The organism is Candidatus Sulfidibacterium hydrothermale, from assembly GCF_020149915.1.
Taxonomy (GTDB): domain Bacteria; phylum Bacteroidota; class Bacteroidia; order Bacteroidales; family F082; genus Sulfidibacterium; species Sulfidibacterium hydrothermale.
Genome location: NZ_CP083760.1, coordinates 695,013 through 717,271, shown reverse-complemented (window position 1 = coordinate 717,271; position 22,259 = coordinate 695,013). Strand labels below are relative to the sequence as shown.

Here is a 22,259-nt window from a genome sequence, read left to right as displayed (position 1 = left end):
CGTAGAAAAAATATCCTATTTTAGCACGTCAGATTCTCTGTCATCTATGCTAAAACCGGGAAAAATAGATAACCTGCAACAGTTCAGCAGAAAAGTGTTAATGACTCTTCTGCTGAGTTCTTTGTTTTTTCCCTTACAGGCACAGTTTTACAATGGGTCGAACATGACTTTTGGGAAAAACCGGGTGCAATACAAGCAATTTTTGTGGACTTATTACAAATTTCCGGATTTTGACATCTATTTTTATCGCAACGGACGTCCGTTGGCAAATTTCGTTTCGGAATACGCTGCTGACGAAATTCCCAAAATGGAAAGCAAAACCGGGATAGACCTGAACCGGAAAGTCCGGTTTATCGTATTCAATACTTTAAACGACATGAAACAAACCAACATCGGTCTGGTTCATGACGGAGAAGGTACTGAAGAAGGTGGTCTCAACACGGTTCTGCAATATAAAATCCTGCTCTATTTCAATGGCGATCACACCAACTTCGAAAATCAGATTAAAAAAGGAATCGCCGGCATTTTGTACAATCAAATGGCTATTGCATCGCAAGGCGCAGTAAGCCAAATGCTCACCATCAGCTCGAAAGTAGATGTCCCCGAATGGTTCGAGAAAGGTTATGTAGCTTATCTTTCCGAATCCTGGAATACAAAATATGACAACCTGTTACGTGATGGGATCTTAAGCGGTTTCTACAAACAAATAGACGAATTGGAAAAAGCAGATGCTGAATGTGCCGGATTTTCTTTCTGGCGTTTTATCGCTGCCAAATATGGAAAAACCACCGTAAATAATATTATCCGGATGACCACCATTGCCGGTGGACTGAATAAAGGTTTCAGAAATGTTCTCGGAGTAAAATACAAAGTTGTCCGGAAAGAATGGTTTGACTATTACAAAAAACAATACCAGGCTTTTGAGAACAAAGCTTCTCTCCCTTCCGGAAACCTGCCGGTAAAAAGAAAAAGCATGGACCGGCTGTTACAGCCGGTACCCAATCCTACCGGAACCAAACTGGCTTATATCCGGAATTTGTCAGGGAAATACAGAATCACTCTTTATGATTACCGGAGCCGGAAAAGCCGTACAATTTTTAAAAAAGGACAGGTTATCGAAACCCCGGTTGACTGGCACTATCCGTTGCTGGCCTGGCACCCCAGCGGACAAATACTTACTTTTGTCATCGAAGTAAAAGGTCTCCCCTGGCTCTATTTTTATGACATCCGCAAAAAGCGGATAACCAAACTTTTGTTAACGGATGTTCAAAAAGTTTTAAGTCTTTCCTATTCGGAAGACGGCCGGCTGCTGGTGATGTCAGCCATTCAAAACGGCAGTTCCGATATCTTTGTCTTTAATGTGGCAGCCCGCTCTTTTGAAAAAATCACGAACGATAAAGCTGACGATCAGCATCCGGTTTTTATCAACCACGACCGGCAAATTTTGTTCAGTTCCGACCGTATTCACGACACGCTGGACATTAAATTAAAAGAAGGAGAACCTTTTTTCTCTCATCAATACGACTTATTCCTGTACGATTATCAACACCACAATCCGGTTTTGAAACGCTTAACCCATACCCCATTTTTTAATGAAACCCAACCTGAAGCTTACGGTGTAAAATCCTTCCGGTATCTGAGCAATGCCAACGGAATTGCCAATGCCTGGCTTGGCGTGGTCGACAGTACCGTCAGTGCTGTGGACACGGCCGTTCACTATCGCTATTTTATTCACACCAAACCGGTTACCGATTACAGCAGAAGTGTTATCGAGCAACATGTCTGTACACAATCCGGACAATATACCGAACTGATTTTAGAGGACCATCAGTGGAAGATCTTCCTGAAAAAAATTTACGGATTCTCCGAAACTCCGGCTACCCATCCTGAAAATACTGTTTTCATGGCGGCCTGGTTGAAAGAACAGAGAAACCGGGCTCCTTTTGGAATGGCGAGTGTAAAAACCACAACAGCAGTTTCTTCTTCAAAGAAAGCTCCGGTTTGGCACCGAAAACATTTCCAAATGCTGTATCTCGATAAAAACGGAAAAGAAATCACCGCGGCAAAGCTTTCTCAAAAAAAGGGCAACCGTTATGGTAGTATTTACGGAGCTTTTTCACAAACAGGCTACCGCGATGCTTATGGTCACTTTATTTTCCCCAAAAAACGAAATTACTATACCGAATACTCCATCAACGGCATGGTAACCCAGTTTAACTACAATTATCTTGCTACTTTTTACCAACCTTATACGGAAAACACTCCTTACGATAATACTTCCATTAACCTGGGATACAAATTAGGAATCAGTGACTTAATGGAAGACCACCGGATTATTGGCGGTTTCCGGTTAAATAGTGATTTTATCGATAATGAATATATGTTCAGCTATGCCAATTACAAAAAACGGCTGAATCGCGAAATTTTATTCCACCGGAATACCACTTCCCAGTCCGACGGTTATCATCTCGAGAAAATTCACTCGCACGAACTCTATTATATTTTATCCTGGCCTTTTAATGAAAATCTCAGCTTACGCGGGATGGCTCACTTCAGAAGCGATATGCATGTGTTGAATGCCACCGATCCTACATCATTAAATGCGCCCACGACCTTTGACAACTGGGTCGGATTTACCACATCACTGGTTTACGACGGAACCAAACGGCTTGGGCTGAACCTTTATTCCGGTTCACGATGGAAAATATTTGCTGAATACAACCAGTTGCTTTCCAAAGGAAATCATAACCTGTATGTAATAGGGTTTGATTACCGGTATTACTACCGGATCTACCGGAAATTCATCCTGGCTACCCGGCTGGCCGGAAGTACCGGCGGCGGAACCGATCCGTTAATTTATTTTATGGGAGGCGTAGACAACTGGCTTAACCCAACATACAACAACACTACCCCCGTTGATCCAAATAAAGACTGGGCCTACCGGGCACTGGCGGTAAATATGCGCGGATTTCCACAAAACATCCGTAACGGAAATTCTTTCCTGCTGCTGAATACGGAATTGCGAATGCCGGTTTTTCAGATGTTCTCCGAAACCCCATTGAGCTCCAAACTTTTACGCAACTTCCAAATCATCACTTTTGCCGATGTGGGTACCGCATGGACCGGTCCATCACCTTATTCGGAGGGGAACGCCCTTTTTATTAATACTGTAAACAGCGGCCCCATTCATGCTGTGGTACAAACCCAGCGCGATCCCATTGTTGAAGGTTTTGGATTTGGTTTCCGCATTAATCTGTTCGGATATTTTTTACGTACGGATGTTGCCTGGGGAGTGGAAGACGGTGTAGTTACCAAAAAACCCCAATGGTATTGGTCGCTCAACCTCGATTTTTAACATCCTTTTTTAATCATGATAAAAATGACTTTTCCCATTGTAATCCTGCTTATTCTTATCGGCGTAATAGCCGGCATATTTAGTGGTCTTATCGGCATCGGCGGAGCGATTATCATCATTCCGTCACTAATATTTCTTTTAGGCATGAACCAATATGAGGCCCAGGGAACCAGTCTGGCGGTTATGCTTCCGCCCATTGGATTACTTGCTGCTTACAATTATTATAAAGCCGGTGCTTTAAACTGGAAATTTGCATTGATTATTGCCCTGGCATTTTTAATCGGAGGTTATTTTGGTTCCAAACTGGCTCTTCATATTCCGCAAGCCATTTTAAGGAAGATTCTGGCTGTTATCCTTGTGGCTGTAGCCGTCAAGCTTTTTTTATCAAAATAACCGATCAAAAACTGTTTTTTACACATAAAATTGTGCCAAAAAAAAATTTCACGATTATTCACCACGTTATTCCGACTTAAGCAATTCAAATTCTGCATTTTATTTTTTATTCACGAAGGCCTGTTAATAAATTATTGAGGGGACATTTGAATTTGTATTGTACATTGCACAAGTTTCGCAAAATGCCCTGCGTACTTTTATACGTCTGAATTTTAGTTAATTATAAACTTGTTTTAAATAGCATTATACGATTATGGAAAACGATTTACTCTTTAAGTTTGATGATGAATCGATGAATGATTCAGCCGTAAAAACTGAAAAAACCGAGCAGGAAAAAGGGTTTTACGACAAGGTGCTTGAAGAGAGAAAGAAAACCGAAATAGCCGGAAATAAAAAGTGGAATATGACCATTGCAAAATTGAGTTTGAAAGGAGAATATGCCGCGGAGAAAACGGTGGAAAATATCCATGAAGAACATGAAGAAGAAGAAGAAGAACATCCTTATTCGTATGATGAGGTTTTAGCAGCAGCCACTGAATATTTTGATGGCGACAGTCTTGCTGCCGGTGTATGGGCTAACAAATACGCCTTAAAAGACAGTATGGGAAATATTTACGAAAAAACTCCCGACGAGATGCACCGGCGTATTGCCCGCGAGATAGCCCGTATCGAACAAAAATATCCCGATCCGCTGTCGGAAGAGGAAATCTATGAAGTCCTGCGCAAATTCAAATATATCATTCCGGCAGGCAGTCCTATGGCCGGTATCGGAAACAAACATCAGATTTCATCCCTTTCCAACTGCTTTGTCATTGGCAATGACGGCGCCTCCGACTCTTATGGCGGCATCATGAAAATTGACCAGGAGCAGGTACAATTGATGAAACGCCGCGGTGGAGTAGGTCATGACTTAACCCACATCCGGCCAAAAGGAAGTCCGGTAAAAAATACGGCACTTACATCAACGGGAGTTGTTCCTTTTATGGAACGATATTCGAATTCTACCCGCGAAGTAGCCCAGGATGGCCGCCGGGGAGCCCTGATGCTGAGCATCGGCATTAAACACCCGGATGCCGAGGATTTTATCGATGCCAAAATGGAACAGGGAAAAGTAACCGGAGCCAATATCTCGGTAAAGCTGGATGACGAATTCATGCAGGCTGTAAAAAACGGCACTACCTATATTCAACAGTATCCGATCGATTCGCCCAATCCTAAATACAAAAAAGAAATTGATGCCAAAAAACTGTGGGACAAAATCGTTCACAATGCCTGGGCATCAGCCGAACCCGGAATTCTTTTCTGGGACACAGTGATCCGCGAATCCATTCCCGATTGTTATGCCGACAAAGGTTTTAAAACGGTTTCTACCAATCCTTGTGGCGAAATTCCTCTGTGTCCTTACGATTCCTGCCGGTTGTTAGCCATAAATCTGTACAGTTATGTGGAAAATCCATTTACTGACAAAGCTTACTTCAACGGGGATTTATTCAGTAAACACGTACACATTGCCCACCGGATGATGGATGATATTGTGGATCTGGAAGTGGAAAAGGTAGATGCTATTCTGGCCAAAATTGATGCCGATCCGGAGTCGGAAGAAATCAAATATACCGAACGTCGGCTATGGGAAAAAATTCGTGAAAAATCACTCCAGGGACGTCGTACCGGAATTGGTATCACCGCTGAAGGCGATATGCTGGCGGCATTAGGTTTTCGTTACGGTTCGGAAGATGCCATTAATTTTTCTGTTCAGGTACACCGCTTGCTGGCTTTAGAAGTGTACAGCAGCTCTGTAAACCTGGCCGAAAAACGCGGCAGTTTTCCGCTTTACGATCCCGAACGCGAAAAGAACAATCCTTTTATTCTTCGCATCAAAGAAAATGCGCCCAATCTTTACGAAAAAATGGTCCGGGTGGGCCGGCGCAATATTTCTATGCTGACCATTGCGCCAACCGGAAGCGTAAGTATTTGTACACAAACCACATCCGGAATAGAGCCGGTATTCATGGTGTCATATAAAAGAAGACGCAAAGTCAATCCGAGCGATCAAAATGTAAATGTTTCTTTTGTAGATGAAGTGGGAGATGCCTGGGAAGAATTCAATGTATTTCATCCCAAGTTTGAAACCTGGCTAAAAATAAACGGCTACAACGTGGAAGAAGTAAAAGATCTCCCGGATGAGAAGCTCCAGGAAATCATTAAAAAATCGCCGTACTACAAAGCAACTTCTGCCGACATCGATTGGGTGAGCAAAGTAAAAATGCAGGGAAAAATTCAGAAATGGGTCGATCACTCCATCAGTGTTACCGTAAACATTCCTGAAGACACCCCCAAAGAACTGGTCAGTGACATTTATCTTACGGCCTGGGAAAGCGGTTGTAAAGGAATGACCATTTACCGCGAAGGCTCCAGAGCCGGTGTTTTGGTCAGCAATGAAAAGAAAAAAGAAAAAGTTTTTAAAGAAACCAGCGCTCCGCCCCGGCCGAAAGTACTGGAAGCCGACGTATTGCGTTTTCAGAATAACTACGAAAAATGGGTGGCTGTGGTAGGTATTCTTGACGGCAGACCTTACGAAATTTTTACCGGAAAAGCCGATGACTTTTATCTTCCGCCATCCATTGAAAAGGGATGGGTTATCAAAAACAAAATTAAAGGACAACATTCCCGTTATGATTTCCAGTTTGAAGATAAACAGGGATACAAAATTACGGTAGAGGGCCTTTCCCGTTCGTTTGACAAAACTTACTGGAACTACGCCCGGCTTATATCCGGTCTGTTGCGTCATGGGATGCCGTTGCCTTATGTAGTGGACCTTGTAGGCAACCTGAATGTGGAAGAAGACAACATCAACACCTGGAAAAATGGTGTGGTGAGAGCGCTGAAACGTTATTTGCAGGATGGTGAAAAAGTAAAAGATAACGTTTGTCCCGAATGTGGCGAAGCCGCACTGATTTATCAGGATGGATGTCTTACTTGTAGCGCCTGTGGTTATTCAAAATGTGGCTAAAATCAAATACCATTTCAATAAAAAAGCCCGTTTAAACAACGGGCTTTTTTATTCTATTATTTTTTAATCAGTTAAACACATGCAACAGACTACCGTCATAAACCGCATGATATTGAATCATCGGATACGCTCCGGTTCCTTCTATTAAAGATCCATCCAGTAACTGATAAGTATTTCCGGTACATTCGTCTTTGGCAAAAGGATAATAATTACCCACAACCAGCTGAGTACACTGGCCGTCACTGCAACATTTGTCCGGGTCGTTGGGCGGAAGACGATCGTACGCTTTAAACTCGGTTTGTGTTTCCCGGTAAATAATTACTCCGCGCGAGCCTGCTCCAATGGTGGCTCCCTGATCGCCATTAGCCACATAAGTCCATCCGCCAACGGCATTCAACCCCTGATAAAAAGTGGAATTCGGATCAATATCGATACGAATTATAGCATGCGGATCAACCGGATTTTGACTGGTTTTATTACACCCGGACCACAACAGCGCCACCGGAAATAAAAGCATAAAAAACAAAAACTTATTTTTCTTAACCTGGATCATTTCTTTCAACTTTTTGTAAAAGATAACCTTTTCAGAAATCAATTATTGCCCGGGCGCAAAAAAGGAAACTACGGTTTCCGGTTCCCCACTCCAGGCAAACTCAATCGTCGTCATCATCCGGAGCTGCTTTTTCATTGACAAAAGCGCTGTGTACCGGTGCCGGAACCACTGCCTGGGCACCTTTTACCGCTTTCCAGATAATTTTATTGTATTCCCCATCCGGGATCGCATCTTCACGCGAAAAATTCAGTTTCTCCGACAATTTAGCGCCATAAGCATCTTTTTTGTTTTTGGCATTCATATCCACAGAAGGCTTAATGGCCGTATAAGGTTTCAACCAGGCCGTATCAGTAATGGAATGCAAAATAGGATGAGCTGCCAAATCATATTGCGTCATGGGAGGCAATCCTAAGATCAGCTCAATGGTTTTCAACACACCCGAAGTAGAATACATCGTATGATCCACAAAATGACGTTTTACATGCGGCCCGATCACTAACAATACCGAACGATGGGCATCCACATGATCCGGTCCGTTTTGTGCATCATCTTCCACTACAAAAATGATACTGTTTTTCCATATCGGACTGTGTGAGATCTTATCAACCAGCAATCCCAAAGCATAATCATTACGGGCTACATAGGCCACAGGAGTAGGTTTTCCCGGACGTGTACCCCAGCAATGATCGTTGGGCAGACGCATTAATGTAAGGTTAGGAACAGCATGAGCTTTTACTAAACTGTCAAAATCATGGGCCCAAATCTTATACCGTTTTAAATCAGGAAACGAAAGATTAAATCCGGGAAAAGCGTTACAGGTATAAGGCATTAAAATGGAATCGCGCGGATAAAAAGGCCCTTTTAGTTTTTTACTAAAATTCAAAAATTCACCATAATTCCGGAATGTTTTTCCATGCGAAAGTACATTGTTCCAGATATATCCTGATGAAGGGGCCGCAGCCGGAACACCGCCTTCAAAATCATAAGAGGCCCCGCGATGGCCATAATTCACCGGCCACAGTTTTTCCACATAATCGGTAGCATAAGCGGCTGTGGACCAGTTATGTCCGTCGGCACTAATCTCGGCATCAGCATAAAAATTATCGTACAACGTGTAAATAGTAGAAAGCCGGTGCGCATTAGGAGTGATCTTCTTTCCAAACAAACAAAGCGCAGTGTCTCCATTTCCTTCCGACATATCTCCCAAAACCTGATCATACGTCCGGTTTTCACGAATGATATAAAAAACATACCGGATACTGTCACTGGCTTTCCCCGTATGTTTTGCCGGAATCACACTTTCATGGTAAGTCTCTTTTACTTTTTTAATAAAAGGAGTGTTGTCATAAACCGTCTTACTCAGCTTGCTCAAGGCGGTATTGTCAGGCATGGAAAAGATGGAAAGCGTTCCTTTAAACATGGTTCCGGTATAATTTTCCTGCCAGTTCTTTGGTCTTCTTTTTTCCGGATTAGGCCCGTCAGGATTTGCTCTTGATGAAATTCCCTTTCCGTTGGCTACCAGAATACGCCCTTTTTTAAGATACTGAACAGCCGTTGGATACCATCCCACCGGGATAAATCCAAGATTTTTGGCATAACCGGGTTTTTCCACATTAAACACCGCCAGGTAATTGTTGTCTGCATTGGCAACAATCAGTTTTTCGCCATCAGGAGACAACGCCAAAGCATCCGGGGTGCTGCCATAAGGAGCATCCGGTATCAGCGATGTTTGTAATGTTTCACTCACCGTTTTATTTTTCAGATCTAAAACCGTTACGCTGTTATTATTGGCATTGGTAACAAAAAGCCGGTTATCATTACGACTGATTACCATATCATTGGGATGATCGCCGGTAGGATATACTTTTGTTATCTTATCGCTATTCAGATCAAACTCCACCACTTTGGCTTTTCCCCAAACCGAGATATAAGCATACGTTCCGGCATGATTGATCCGGACATCGTAACATTTTCCGGGCATCGGCACTTTTTTGAGTACCTGTTTGTTTTTCAAATCAATAATATACAGACTATTGCTTTTTTGCGACACAGCAAGCAAACGATGCTGCCTTTTATCAAAAGCCAGTCCGGTAAGCGAAATTTTCCCTTTGGGGAATTTAGGACCTACCACCAGCGTATCAGCAGGCATTAGTTTTCCTTTCTGAAAAGAAAAAACATACACACAATTGTCGTTCCCTCCGGAAACATATAATCGTTTGTCGTGTGGTCCAAAAGTAAGTCCCACCCAGGTATTACTTAACACATAACGTTGAATTTCTTTTTCTGTTTTCAGGTCAATAACCGAAAGGGAATTGACGCCCATACCACTATTTGAAGTAATGGCATAACGCTGGTTTTTAGTCACGACCATATTCAACGGCAATTCTCCGATAGGAACCTGTTTCCCCACCGGAGTAAGACGCCATCCATTAGGTAAAAGGGTAAACTGCTGATATTTTCCGGGTAATTCAACCGGCTGCTTCTTACTTTGTGCCTGTACCGTTCCAGCCACTAAAAAAAGTAACAGCATCAGCACCGAAGCACTTTTCATCGTCAAGATCCGTTTCATTCTTTCTCCTTTAAAAAAAGCAAAGATACACAGAATGATCAACCCAAACGAAACAACGAATTTGTATCACCGCTTTTCCTACCTTTGTTTTCCGAATGGCAACAAAAAAGCGCATACTGGTCAGTCCGTTAGATTGGGGATTGGGTCATGCCACACGCATGGTTCCTGTTATTCGTTTGCTGAAAGCTGCCGGAGCAGAGGTCGTTTTGGGTGCCGACGGGTATCCGCTCTCTTTTTTGCGACAGGAATTTCCGGATACCGAATGGTTTCGGTTTCCCGGTTTCCGGCCCGAGTACTCAGCCAAAGGCTCCCAGGCGCTGAAAATGGCTTTTTCCATTCCTACAATGCTCTCCGAAGCAAAAAAAGCCCATGCCTTTTTAGAAAAAACCATCCGGGAAAAGAAAATTGATGCCGTTATCTCGGATAACCGGTATGAACTCTGGTCTGAAAAAATTCCCACTGTTTTTGTTACCCATCAACTGAATATTTTACTGCCTCATGTATTAGCATTAGGGCGACCTCTCGTCCGGAAACTGATGTATGGTTTTATAAAGAAACACAACGAACTCTGGATTCCTGACTTTGCCGGAACCCCTAATCTGTCAGGTGCTTTATCGCATGTTAAAAAGATGCCTTTACCGGAAAGTTATTTTATCGGTCCGCTGAGCCGGTTTGAAGAGCCCGGACAAAAAACCGGGGCAAATCCGGAGAAAAAACGGGATCTTTTGTGTTTGCTTTCCGGGCCGGAACCCCAGCGTACGCTATTTGAACAGCTGCTTATCCGGCAAATTCAGGACAAAAACATCAAAGCCTGCATCCTTACCGGAAAGCCGGGAGCAAAGAACTTTCAACAACAGGAAAATCTGGAAATCCGGTCACATGCTTCCGACAAAGAAATACTACAGCTGATGCGTTCTTCTGATTGGGTAATTTGCCGTTCGGGATACAGCAGTCTGATGGATCTGGCCGCTACTGAAACACGGGCCATCCTGGTTCCCACACCGGGACAACCGGAACAAATTTACCTTGCCCGTACCTTAAAAGAGAAAGGAATTTACTATTCCTGCAGCCAACACCACTTCCAGCTGGATAAAGCCATACAACAAGCACAAAATTATACGCCCATCCTTTTAAAGAATGATTATGCCGTACTTAAAACACGGATTAACCATCTTTTAAGACGGTTACTCTAAATAAAAACTAAATTGCTTTTTGAAGCAGCCGGTCCATAATCTCCGAAACTTCTGCGGCATTTTCCCAGGTTAAAAAATGGCTGCCTCCCGGAATAATAAAATCAGTGGATGGTTTGTGCAGCGGCATAATACGATCAGCCGTACCGTGTAATTTAAACAGGCGGGACGGCCTTACATCGTTATTCCAGCAAACTACCTGCCGAATCGCCCATTGCACAAAATCCGTATCGCTTCCGCGAACAATCTCATCAAACAATTTTCTTTGCTCCGGCTTTTTCAAACTGAAAAGATAATATTTGAGCCGTCCGGGTTTACCAAGCACCGATTTCGGAATCAGATGATACAATCCTGTCTTTCCGGCAATCCGATACAGTGCCGGTAATTCGCCACGGGTAGAAGCACTGGAGATAAGTATCGTCAACGAGGGTTTTACAATACGATTGATTTCAACAGCAACCAGCCCGCCAAAAGAGAGTCCGACCAAGATATCATTATCCCGGATATCATATTTCTCAACAAGCCGCCGGCAATAATCCGGTAAAGATTCTTTTTTGCCGGGCTCAATCCACGCAACATGAATCTGCTGATAACCGGTTTTCAGCTTTAAAAAAGCAAAAGCCCGCTCATCGGCTCCCAGGCCGGTAAAGAAAAAAATACGAGGCTTTTTATTCGGTGTCATGCTCCACAAAATGGAAAAAACTAAAATTCACTTTTCCGTATTTCCGGTGGCTGTGAAAATAAGGCTGACCGGAAAAATCAATCTCCCTGGGATGCTCTACCACCAACCAGCCATTTTCATTAAGCAACTTGTTTTCAAAAACATACCGGCTGATTTCCGGCAGGTTTTCCAGGCTGTACGGCGGGTCGGCAAAAATCAGATCATATTTTTCTCCCCTATGGTTCATAAACCGGAAAACATCAGCCGGCACTACCCGGATATCATCCATTTGGAAATCACGGGCAGCCTTTTTGATCCAGGTTGTGCATTGCTTATTATGATCTACCGCTGTTACCTGTCGGCATCCTCTCGAAATCAACTCAAAAGAAACAGCCCCCGTGCCCGAAAAAAGATCAAGTGCTTTAATTTCTTCAAACTCCACCAAATTATTCAAAATGTTAAACAGGCTCTCACGGGCACGGTCAGTAGTAGGACGAACCGGCAGGTTTTTGGGTGGAGCAATACGGCGGCTGCGATATTTTCCGGCTATAATTCGCATTGCAATACATTAAACAAAGTAAAAAACCGATGACGTCTCACATCGTCCATCAAATAGGAATAATGAAATCCTTTGTTTTCCGGAATAAAGTCAACATGACGGATATACTGGTAAATCAAAGGGTATTTTTCATCGTTTTTATCGATATCGCCCAACAATAAAAGCCGGACATCTTCCGGGTTTAACGACAATTGTTCCATGACCGAAAGCAAAAAATAGGCAAAGTCTTCTTTTGTCCGGAACAAAAAGTTATTGGCATAAAACAACCGGTTTCCCTTAAAGTAAACCAAATCAAAATTTTCTTCATGCACATCCATAAAAAGCATTTGATCGTCCATCCGGTTTTTAAAATGGACCGTCAGGCTTTCAATCAGTGCAGTTGAATAATGCAAAATGGTGGCATTGGGCCAGAACTCTTTCACTTTCTCCGCCACCGGATTGGGAAGATAATATACATTGGCCGAGCCGGTATTTTTTAATTCATCAAAAACAATACGATGGTTTTCCTGAAAAGGATGATTAAAACCGAGATAAAGGTTTTTGTGTTCTTTGTTAAAAAGAGGCAGCGGAATCAGGGTGTTAAAATTATTCTGAAACAAGCAATAAAAATCCATATACGGATAAGCAAACCAGGGATTATCATTGAGAATCAGATCGAACACCAAAGGATAATCGGTTGGTTTTTTCTTTTCATCAAAGCGATATTGCTGTAAAACAACAAATTTGTTCCGGTCGGGGTGATAAATAGTAAAAGCAAGGCCATGCAAATTAATTTGCATGGCCATGATATACGAACGCGTATGTGACGCTTTAAAAGATTTGTCGATATAACTGATATGGGGTTGAATACGCAATGCCATAACCACCGGGATTATTCCCAGTTGCCGTCGGTCGTTGGCTCGGTCATGGAACCGACTTTCAGCCCGGGATATTTTTTCAACTCTTTTCGACTGGCTGTCAGATTGATGATCAATTGTTTATTCATTCCCTTCAAATAAGTGGTGTACGGCGCTTTGGCTTCAAATACATTCACTTTAATTCCACCTTTTTTAATTACGCCGGCGCGCAACTGGAATTTTTGACCTCCCGAAAACGGAATAATATCAATATGACGATAATCCACATTGGGTTGTCCTTTAAACAAGGAGTCAGCTACTCTTACATATCCGATCGTATCGTTAATGGTAAGGGTATACGTGGTATCATGCGGATCAGGAATCATTCTAACCACAGGAATCTTGGCACTGTCCATAAAATGAATCAGCGTATCAAACGAGCCGGTATACCGATTATGAAGCTGTTTGTAAATAAACTCTGCGGAACGAATATCTTTCAGATACTGAATAACCAACGCCTCACGGTGTTTTTTTTCCTTATTGAACCGTACCGGTTCCATAATACTTTGATAAGTTAAGTAGCCGAGAACAACGGCAATGGCTATTAAAATAATTTGGATGATTGTTCTTTTCATGTGTTTATTATTTTATATTTCATTGGTCACATGGAAATTACCATGATTAAATTTTTTCGTTTTTATAATTTAAAACCCTTGATTTTAAACTCCTTCAAAAAAATAACGCACAAATTTATAACTTTTTAAGATTCCAACCGGAAAATTAGTGCAAAGGAAATCATTTTTTTATTCAGACGCAATATGAATCACTAAATATTTACAGGTGATCAAAATCGGGGATGTCTTTTAAAAAGTACCAACGATTATTGGGATAATCCATTTTACAACAGTAATGTGAAAGACCATTGCTGATAATCAGATAATCGGCATGCAAGGCAAAGTTATACAAGGCTACCTGATCAAAAACAGCTTGTGTAAGTTTGACTTCCGGTGCTTTGAACTCCATCAAAACAGCAGGGGTTCCCCCTTTAAAAACCACCGCATCAAAACGCCGTTGTCTTCCCTGTATGGTTAAACTCTTTTCTACCGCCACCAACGAAACCGGATAGTGTTTGGATTGACATAAAAAATGTAAAAAATGCTGGCGTACCCACTCTTCGGGTGTAAGCCGGACATATTTCCTGCGGAAAGCATCCCAAATTTCTTTTTCGCCGGTACGGCCTCCCCTTACTTTTACAGGATATGCCGGAAGATTCAACTGCATCCTTTCTCATTTTATTTCCGGAGTAAAAGTAACGAATTATGACCGAATCTGCGAAGGGGTAGTTATCCGGACCAGTCTCCAACCCAAATGGCTTTTGTCCACAAAAGTTTTTCCGTCTTTTTCTTATCTTTGGGAGGAAAACCCATTTTACTTCAAAATGAAAAAACACACACTTATTTTATTAATCCTGACCACATGGCCATTGTGGGGCATTGCCCAGTGGACGGTACAACTTTCTGCCGGAACCGGTATAGCCAAACTGTGGCAAAAAATGGAAATCCGTAATGAAGTTTCAAACCAAACATACGCTTCTGTGAATCTCTCAACGGTTTTGGGGGCTGGTTTTACGTATCATTTTAATACACACATAGCAATTGGAACAGGGGTATCGTATGACTATACTTATTACGAAGACCCTGTTTATTCTTCTGATTTTCATAAAGAACACACTGATTTAAAAGCCATTCAAATACCCTTAAAGTTTCAATGGACAACGGGTAAAAAATTGCGTTCTATTTTCTCACTGGGGCTTATTGCCAACATCAATCTTTTGCAACACGATTACCAATTTGACCCCGATTATACTTACACTTATCATTACACCCCTTTTTATACTGGTATCAGCGCAGGTTATGCTTATGCCCTAGGTAAAAGGTTTAGCTTAGGCATTGATTTGTACGAAGACCTATCCGCCTTTATGACGGAAAAGTATCTCAGCGGTACCGATCCGCAGGAGGTGGTGAAAACCAATCGCCGTTATTTTTATACGGTGCAGTTCATGTTGCACTACCGGCTGTTTGGCAAAATAAAACCGGCTGTTATTCCATAATCTGACATCCTTGTTTTAAAAAAATTTCCGGTAAACCTTGTCCGAACAAATCCTCTCCCAAAAAATTTCTGCCTTTCTCTTTTTTGGACAAAACCTGTTTATCTTTGCAAAAAATTCATTCTTATGCTTGAACTTCAAAGAATCAGGGAAAATAAGGAAGAGGTGATTGCCCGCCTGGCTGTAAAAAATTTTGACGCCAAAAAAATTGTGGAAGAAATTGCGGAACTCGATCAACAACGACGTTCCAAGCAAAAGCAGTTAGATGATACGTTGGCCCGGTCAAAACAACTGGCCAAAGAAATCGGACGTTATTTTAAAAACGGTGAAAAAGAAAAAGCCGAAGCCACCCGGCAGGAATCACTGAAGCTGAAAGAACAGGCCAAAACCCTGTCAGCAGAGTTAGACACCCTTGCGAAAAATTTGAACAGTAAAATGGTGGAGCTTCCCAACCTGCCGCATGTTTCTGTGCCGAAAGGCAACAGCGATGCAGATAATGAAGTGGTTTTTTCGGAAGGCGAAATACCGGCTTTACCCGAAAATGCGCTTCCGCACTGGGAATTGGCCGACAAGTATAAGATTATTGATTTTGATCTCGGCAGCAAAGTTACCGGCGCCGGATTTCCGTTTTACCGCGGGAAAGGAGCCCGGCTGCAACGGGCGCTCATCAACTTTTTCCTGGATGAAGCCATTGCTGCCGGATATTTGGAATACCAACCGCCGTTGCTGATTAACGAAGCTTCCGGATTTGGTACCGGGCAACTTCCCGACAAGGAAGGTCAAATGTATTACGTGGGACTGGACAAGCTTTACCTGATTCCTACAGCCGAAGTGCCCATTACCAATATTTACCGTAATGTCATCCTGAAAGAAGCCGATCTTCCGGTAAAAAATGTGGCTTATTCCAACTGTTTCCGGCGCGAAGCTGGCTCGTACGGAAAGGATGTACGCGGATTAAACCGCCTGCATCAGTTTGACAAAGTGGAAATTGTCCAGATTCAGCATCCGGACAAATCATATGACACGCTGGAAGAGATGAAAGCACATGTGGCCGGATTGTTGCGCAAACTGGAGCTGCCCTTCCGGATTTTACGGCTTTGTGGCGGTGATTTAAGTTTTACATCGGCACTTACTTTTGATTTTGAAGTGTTTTCCGGAGCACAAAAACGATGGCTGGAGGTGAGTTCGGTTTCCAACTTTGAAAGCTATCAGGCCAACCGGATGAAACTGCGGTTTAAAGGAAAAGACGGAAAAACCCGTCTGGCCCATACGCTTAATGGCAGCGCCCTGGCTCTTCCGCGTATTGTGGCAGCCCTGCTCGAAAACAACCAAACCCCCGAGGGGATCAAAATACCCAAAGCTTTACAAAGCTATACCGGATTTGAAATGATTGATTAACGATTAAAGATTTCTATGGTCAGGCCGAAAAAACATTTAGGACAACATTTTCTGAAAGACAAAAATATTGCCCGGAAAATTACGGCCTGTCTGTCAGACCGGTTTCCCGTTGTTTGCGAAATTGGTCCCGGAACCGGCATCTTAACACAATCGCTACTGGAAAAAGAAAATATCAGGCAATTAACGCTTATTGAGATCGATACTGAATCGGTTACCTATCTTCACCAACACTTTTCGGACGAACGTTTACAAATATTGGAAACCGATTTCTTAAAAAGCGATTTACCGGCTTTGTTTCCGGAAAATTTTTCACTGATTGGCAATTTTCCTTACAACATTTCCAGTCAGATTTTTTTTAAGATCCTGGAAAACCGCAACCGGATTCCTGAAGTTGTCGGCATGATTCAAAAAGAAGTGGCGGAACGAATTGCCGCTAAACCCGGTAATAAAACGTATGGCATTTTAAGCGTACTGCTCCAGAGCTGGTACGACATCGAATACTGTTTTACAGTAAATGAAACGGTATTTTTTCCGCCTCCCAAAGTAAAATCGGCCGTTATCCGGTTGCAACGGAACAAAACCGAAAAACTAAACTGTAACGAAACCCTGTTCTTTAAAGTGGTAAAAGCCGCTTTTGGACAACGGCGAAAAACCCTGCGTAACGCTTTGAAAGCGCTTTTCGGAGGTTCTCCGGTAACCCATCCGCTGTTTGATCAACGGGCTGAGCAATTGGACGTTTCTGATTTCGTCACCCTGACGAACTTATACGAAGCGGCATTAGCGGAGAACAAAAGCCGGATTTAACCTTATTTTTGGCAAAAAATCCCGTGGCTGATGAAAAAAAATACACTTCAGGAAAACCTTTCTGCTTTGGTACGCAGTCTTCCGGAAAAACCGGGAGTTTATCGGTATTATGATAAAGACGGGAAAATTTTATACGTAGGAAAAGCCAAAAACTTGAAAAAAAGGGTTTCCAGCTATTTCAACAAAGAACCGGACAGCGGGAAACTTCGCCTTTTGGTAAAAAAAATTCAGGATATCCGTTTCATTGTAACCGAAACCGAACTGGATGCGTTGTTGCTCGAAAACAATCTGATCAAGAAGCTGCAGCCCCGCTACAACATCATGCTCAAAGATGACAAAACCTACCCCTGGATTTGCATTAAAAACGAGCCTTTTCCGCGGGTTTTCGCCACCCGGCATATTGTTAACGACGGTTCGGAATATTATGGCCCGTATGCTTCCGTACGCATGATGAAAACCCTGTTGGACATCATCAGAAAACTCTATCCTTTACGCACCTGCAAACTGAACCTTTCGCCAAAGAACATCCAAAAGAAAAAATTCAAAGTTTGCCTGGAATATCATCTCGGCAATTGCATGGCTCCTTGTGTGGGCAAACAATCGGAAGAAGCCTACGCCGAAACCATTGCCCAAATCCGGTCGATCATCAAAGGAAATTTAAGCGAAGTGATCGGAGCCTTGCGCCGGGTAATGATGGATTATGCCCAAAAAGAGGATTTTGAAAATGCACAGCTGGTAAAAGAAAAGCTGGAAATACTGGAAAATTACAAAAGCAAATCCACCATCGTGAATCCGCGTATCAACAATGTGGATGTTTTTTCTGTTTTAAATGATGAAAAAAGAGCTTATGTCAATTTTTTAAAGGTGATGAACGGCGCCATTGTTCAGGCACACACGGTAGAAATAAAAAAGAAACTGAACGAAACCCCACAGGAAATTCTGACGTTTGCCATTACGGATTTCCGGCAACGTTTTGGCAGTCATGCCAAAGAAATCATCGTTCCTTTCCGTCCCGAAGTTCAATGGCCCGATATTAAAATCATCGTCCCTAAAAAAGGAGACAAAAAACAACTTTTGGAGCTGAGTGAAAGAAATGCCCGGTATTACAGCATGGAGCAACAAAAACAACAGGAGCTCGTTGATCCGGAAAGACATAGCCGGCGGATTCTGGAAAAGATGAAACAGGATTTACGGCTGGATGTTCTGCCCGAGATCATCGAATGTTTTGACAATTCCAACTTTCAGGGAACTTTTCCGGTAGCTTCCATGGTACAATTTGTTAAAGCCAAGCCCAATAAAAAAGCATACCGCCATTTCAACATTAAAACGGTGGAAGGGCCCAACGATTTTGCTTCCATGGAGGAAATTATCCTGCGGCGTTACGGCCGGTTGCAGAAAGAAAACCTTCCGCTTCCCCAGCTCATTGTCGTGGACGGCGGCAAAGGACAATTAAGTGCAGCTGTAAAAAGTTTGAAAAAATTAAATCTCGACCGGAAAATAGCCATCATCGGCATTGCCAAAAGGCTGGAAGAGCTTTACTTTCCAGGAGATCCATTACCGTTGTATCTTGATAAAAAATCAGTTACCCTGAAAGTGATTCAGCAATTGCGCGACGAGGCACACCGTTTTGGGATTACTCATCATCGCAAACGACGCCAGCAGGGCACATTAAAATCCGAATTGACAACGATCAAAGGCATTGGAAAAGATACAGCCCAAAAACTTTTACAGCATTTCCGATCGGTGAAAAAGATCAAAGACGTTTCGGAGCAGGAGATGATTCCCGTTATCGGAAAAGCAAAAGCCGCATTGGTATATCACCATTTTCATCCGGAAAACAAGGCATAAAAAAAAGCTCTCCTTTTACGGGAGAGCTTTTTTATTATTCGAATTGTCTTTTTATTCCAGTGTAAATTTCACAGGAAGGTTAAAAGATACCCGTACTGGTTTTCCCCGCTGTTTACCGGGAATCCATTTAGGCATACTTTTCACCACACGTACAGCTTCTTCGTCACATCCGCCTCCGATACCACGGAGAACTTTCACATGTGAGATCGAGCCATCGGGTTCAACCACAAAGTTGATAAACACACGCCCCTGGATACCACTTTCTTTGGCCAGTTCGGGATAATGAATATGTGTAGCCAGATATTTCATCAAGGCACCCATCCCTCCCGGGAAACTAGGCATCTGCTCCACAACCATGAAGATATGCTGTTCAGGTACCGAATCTTCTTCTTCCGGCGGAACATAATCAGAAACCGCGGTATTCATATCGGCTTCCACATCAATATCCACATTATCATTTACCTTCACGTCGTTGTTCACAATTTTAATTTGTGTCACCGCTTTAGGCGGAGGTGGCGGAGGCGGTTTTACTTTCTGTTCCGTAATTGGGACAATTTCCTCGGGGGTGTTTTGCACCTGCTGTTTAATCAGCGTGACGGTTCTTGCTTTATAACTTTTATAGTTAAAAGAAAAGAAAACAAGAGCCAGGGCAATCACCAGGCCGATCTCAAAAAAGATGGCTTTTTTGTTCTCGAGGTCCGCTTTTGGTGTTTTTCTGGATTCCATCGTTCTTTATTTAAATTTTCGGATAACTTTTTCCGGCCGCTAAATTAATTAAATTCTTCTATTTCGTTAGTATGATGCTTTATTTTTTTTCGATACAGATAACTAAACACCAGCCACCCTATCACGGCGCCTGCTGCATCGGCAAAAAAATCAAACCGGTTTCCGTCTCTTCCGGTAAAAACATAATATTGTAACAACTCCGTAATCAAACCGTACAGTGCTGCTACAACAACAGCAACAATACCAAAAATATAACGCTTTTCCCGGTTAAAATATTGCTCGCGGTAGCCAAAAAGAATCAAAAACGACAATACACCAAAGATGAAAAGATGCACTGCCTTGTCTGGCTCCAGCCAATCCCAAAAGGTAGTTACTTTGGGGAAATAATTTCCCGGCAGGCCGGTAAGTAACAAAATGACTATTGACCAGAGCAACGACGGCCACAATTTTTTTAGCATACCGCCACGCAACTAAGATTCGGTTAAAGCTTTATACGCATCAGCATCCATCAAATCATTCACTTCATCCGGGTTGGTCAGCTTAATTTTAATAATCCAGCCATCGCCGTAAGGATCTTTATTGATGAGCTCGGGTTCATCTTCCAGCTTCTCGTTAAACTCAAGAATGGTACCTCCTACCGGAAGAAGCAGATCAGAAACTGTTTTCACAGCTTCTACGGTGCCGAAAGTTTCTTCTTTTTCCAATGTTTCGTCAACGGTTTCCACCTCAACAAAAACAATATCGCCCAATTCGTTCTGGGCAAAATCAGTAATCCCCACGTAAGCTTCGTCACCTTCAATCTTCAGCCATTCGTGGTCTTTTGAATACTTTAAATTTTCGGGAATGTTCATGTCCATTAATTTTTAAATAACGGCTCAAATTTACATTAAAATTATTTCCGTTAACGGACTTTTTTCAAAGCATTTAAAAAATTATTCTTTTTGTCCCAAAGAAATTCCCAATCCTTTTACTGTTTTCACCAGTGCATTATCCGGTGTTACCAAATTGGGTTTGGCAATCGCATCTTTCAGCGGAACGGCAATAAAGTCAGGATGACGATAAGCCACCATTTTGCCATATTCTTCGTTCAGCACCATTTCAAAGGCTTTTACCCCAAATTGTGCCGAGAGTACCCGGTCGTAAGCAATGGGAACGCCGCCACGCTGTAAATGGCCCAAAACCGTCTGACGCATATCGTGCTGGAAACCGGCCTTTTTCAGCTGATTGATCAAAACCCCGCTGATACCGCCCAGCTTGGGATTTTCATATCCGATTTCATCGTTTTCCTGCACCACCATTTTTCCCCCTTTCGGGTAAGCCCCTTCGGCAATCACCACCACGGCAAATCCACGATCGTGGACAAAACGTTTTTCAAGGGCATCTTTTACTGCTTCAATATCATAAGGCATTTCCGGAATCAGGCACACATCAGCTCCTCCAGCCACAGCCGCATTCATGGCTATCCAGCCGGCTTCGCGACCCATTACTTCCAGCACAAAAACACGATTATGGCTGGCAGCCGTAGTCACTAACTTATCGACGGCTTCCGTGGCAACCTCCACGGCAGTTTGAAAACCAAATGTAGAGTCGGTTGAAGACAAATCATTATCAATGGTTTTGGGAACCCCGATAATATTCAGCCCCTTGCGGTAAAGTGCTTCTGAAATTCGTTGTGATCCGTCACCGCCAATATTGATCACAGCATCCACATGCATGATCTGCAGTTTACGAATCATTTCTTCCGAACGGTCAACATATTCCCATTCTCCTTTTTTATTTTTAACCGGCCAGGCAAACGGGCCGCCTTTATTGGTGGTTTCAATAATGGTTCCTCCCTGGAAATGAATTCCTTTTACTTTTTCATTATCCAGTACCACTACTTCGGTAGGTTCCCAAAGAATTCCGTTAAACGCCTGAATGCTTCCCAAAACTTCCCAGTCTTTTTCCTGCGAAGCCCGGTGAACAATGGCACGAATTACGGCATTTAATCCGGGGCAGTCGCCGCCCCCTGTAGCTATCAGTACTCTCTTCATTTGATCTGTTTTTTTATTCCGGTTATTTTATTTCCTGTTTCTAAGGGCACAAAAATAACCAATATCGGGCACTTATCACGGGAAGTCCACTTCCGGCCGGGTCCATCCGCCCTTTCAGAACAGCAAACAAAAGATAACAGGGAATACAAACGTTTGAGAAAACCTTTTTGCATTGCCGGCTTTATCAAAAAACAAAAGCCGGCCATAAAAAACAGCC

19 protein-coding genes are annotated in these 22,259 nt (G+C 42.8%); 8 read left to right on the top strand and 11 right to left on the bottom strand.

Features of this window, described 5'->3' with window-relative positions; genetic code table 11:
• The first annotated feature begins 46 nt into the window (after positions 1 to 46).
• From LA303_RS02830 to LA303_RS02820, 3 genes are all read left to right on the top strand, one after another.
• The gene (locus tag LA303_RS02830; protein WP_240526424.1) at positions 47 to 3,355 is read left to right on the top strand and encodes a TolB-like translocation protein; all 3,309 of its coding nucleotides are present in this window, start codon (positions 47 to 49) and stop codon (positions 3,353 to 3,355) included.
• Positions 3,356 to 3,379: 24 nt separating this feature from the next.
• Entirely contained in the window at positions 3,380 to 3,748 is a 369-nt protein-coding gene (locus tag LA303_RS02825; RefSeq protein WP_240526423.1) for a sulfite exporter TauE/SafE family protein, read from the top strand.
• A 253-nt stretch (positions 3,749 to 4,001) separates the two neighbouring features.
• The gene (locus LA303_RS02820; RefSeq protein WP_240526422.1) at positions 4,002 to 6,758 is read left to right on the top strand and encodes an adenosylcobalamin-dependent ribonucleoside-diphosphate reductase; all 2,757 of its coding nucleotides are present in this window, start codon (positions 4,002 to 4,004) and stop codon (positions 6,756 to 6,758) included.
• Positions 6,759 to 6,825: 67 nt separating this feature from the next.
• Here LA303_RS02820 and LA303_RS02815 read toward each other — a convergent pair whose 3' ends face one another.
• Positions 6,826 to 7,275 (bottom strand): hypothetical protein, encoded by a 450-nt coding sequence (locus LA303_RS02815; protein ID WP_240526421.1) that lies wholly within the window; start codon positions 7,273 to 7,275, stop codon positions 6,826 to 6,828.
• Between the two features lie 136 nt (positions 7,276 to 7,411).
• A complete protein-coding gene (locus tag LA303_RS02810; RefSeq protein WP_240526420.1) occupies positions 7,412 to 9,880 on the bottom strand; it encodes a bifunctional YncE family protein/alkaline phosphatase family protein in 2,469 nt (822 codons plus the stop codon).
• Between the two features lie 95 nt (positions 9,881 to 9,975).
• On the opposite strand from LA303_RS02810, the gene LA303_RS02805 reads away from it, so the two are divergent.
• Positions 9,976 to 11,073 (top strand): glycosyltransferase, encoded by a 1,098-nt coding sequence (locus LA303_RS02805; RefSeq protein ID WP_240526419.1) that lies wholly within the window; start codon positions 9,976 to 9,978, stop codon positions 11,071 to 11,073.
• Positions 11,074 to 11,080: 7 nt separating this feature from the next.
• Here the strand turns inward: LA303_RS02805 and LA303_RS02800 are convergent, their stop codons facing one another.
• The 5 genes from LA303_RS02800 to LA303_RS02780 form a co-directional block, all read right to left on the bottom strand.
• Positions 11,081 to 11,752 carry an alpha/beta hydrolase gene (locus tag LA303_RS02800; RefSeq protein ID WP_240526418.1) on the bottom strand — a complete coding sequence of 224 codons (672 nt, stop codon included), beginning with the start codon at positions 11,750 to 11,752 and terminating at the stop codon, positions 11,081 to 11,083.
• Complete coding sequence (rsmD, locus tag LA303_RS02795) at positions 11,739 to 12,290, bottom strand: 16S rRNA (guanine(966)-N(2))-methyltransferase RsmD (RefSeq protein ID WP_240526417.1); 552 nt, start codon at positions 12,288 to 12,290, stop codon at positions 11,739 to 11,741. The genes LA303_RS02800 and rsmD overlap by 14 nt, the downstream gene beginning before the upstream one ends.
• Positions 12,278 to 13,150, bottom strand: a complete 873-nt coding sequence (locus tag LA303_RS02790) for a DUF3822 family protein (RefSeq protein ID WP_240526416.1) — start codon at positions 13,148 to 13,150, stop codon at positions 12,278 to 12,280. Before LA303_RS02790 ends, rsmD begins: the two co-directional genes overlap by 13 nt.
• A gap of 11 nt (positions 13,151 to 13,161) precedes the next feature.
• Positions 13,162 to 13,761: a hypothetical protein gene (locus LA303_RS02785; protein ID WP_240526415.1), complete on the bottom strand. Its 600-nt coding sequence runs from the start codon at positions 13,759 to 13,761 to the stop codon at positions 13,162 to 13,164.
• Between the two features lie 199 nt (positions 13,762 to 13,960).
• Positions 13,961 to 14,407 carry a type I restriction enzyme HsdR N-terminal domain-containing protein gene (locus LA303_RS02780; protein ID WP_240526414.1) on the bottom strand — a complete coding sequence of 149 codons (447 nt, stop codon included), beginning with the start codon at positions 14,405 to 14,407 and terminating at the stop codon, positions 13,961 to 13,963.
• 157 nt (positions 14,408 to 14,564) lie between these two features.
• Between LA303_RS02780 and LA303_RS02775 the strand changes: the two genes are divergently transcribed.
• From LA303_RS02775 to uvrC, 4 genes are all read left to right on the top strand, one after another.
• Positions 14,565 to 15,236 (top strand): outer membrane beta-barrel protein, encoded by a 672-nt coding sequence (locus LA303_RS02775; protein ID WP_240526413.1) that lies wholly within the window; start codon positions 14,565 to 14,567, stop codon positions 15,234 to 15,236.
• Between the two features lie 123 nt (positions 15,237 to 15,359).
• Positions 15,360 to 16,631, top strand: a complete 1,272-nt coding sequence (serS, locus tag LA303_RS02770; protein ID WP_240526412.1) for a serine--tRNA ligase — start codon at positions 15,360 to 15,362, stop codon at positions 16,629 to 16,631.
• Positions 16,632 to 16,640: 9 nt separating this feature from the next.
• Entirely contained in the window at positions 16,641 to 17,435 is a 795-nt protein-coding gene (gene rsmA, locus LA303_RS02765; RefSeq protein ID WP_240527095.1) for a 16S rRNA (adenine(1518)-N(6)/adenine(1519)-N(6))-dimethyltransferase RsmA, read from the top strand.
• 30 nt (positions 17,436 to 17,465) lie between these two features.
• Positions 17,466 to 19,283 (top strand): excinuclease ABC subunit UvrC, encoded by a 1,818-nt coding sequence (uvrC, locus tag LA303_RS02760; RefSeq protein ID WP_240526411.1) that lies wholly within the window; start codon positions 17,466 to 17,468, stop codon positions 19,281 to 19,283.
• Positions 19,284 to 19,334: 51 nt separating this feature from the next.
• Here the strand turns inward: uvrC and LA303_RS02755 are convergent, their stop codons facing one another.
• From LA303_RS02755 to LA303_RS02740, 4 genes are all read right to left on the bottom strand, one after another.
• The gene (locus LA303_RS02755; RefSeq protein ID WP_240526410.1) at positions 19,335 to 20,009 is read right to left on the bottom strand and encodes an energy transducer TonB; all 675 of its coding nucleotides are present in this window, start codon (positions 20,007 to 20,009) and stop codon (positions 19,335 to 19,337) included.
• Positions 20,010 to 20,053: 44 nt separating this feature from the next.
• The gene (locus LA303_RS02750; RefSeq protein WP_240526409.1) at positions 20,054 to 20,467 is read right to left on the bottom strand and encodes a VanZ family protein; all 414 of its coding nucleotides are present in this window, start codon (positions 20,465 to 20,467) and stop codon (positions 20,054 to 20,056) included.
• Positions 20,468 to 20,479: 12 nt separating this feature from the next.
• Complete coding sequence (gene gcvH, locus LA303_RS02745) at positions 20,480 to 20,860, bottom strand: glycine cleavage system protein GcvH (RefSeq protein ID WP_240526408.1); 381 nt, start codon at positions 20,858 to 20,860, stop codon at positions 20,480 to 20,482.
• Positions 20,861 to 20,941: 81 nt separating this feature from the next.
• The gene (locus tag LA303_RS02740) at positions 20,942 to 22,042 is read right to left on the bottom strand and encodes a 6-phosphofructokinase (RefSeq protein WP_240526407.1); all 1,101 of its coding nucleotides are present in this window, start codon (positions 22,040 to 22,042) and stop codon (positions 20,942 to 20,944) included.
• Between the last annotated feature and the right edge of the window lie 217 nt (positions 22,043 to 22,259).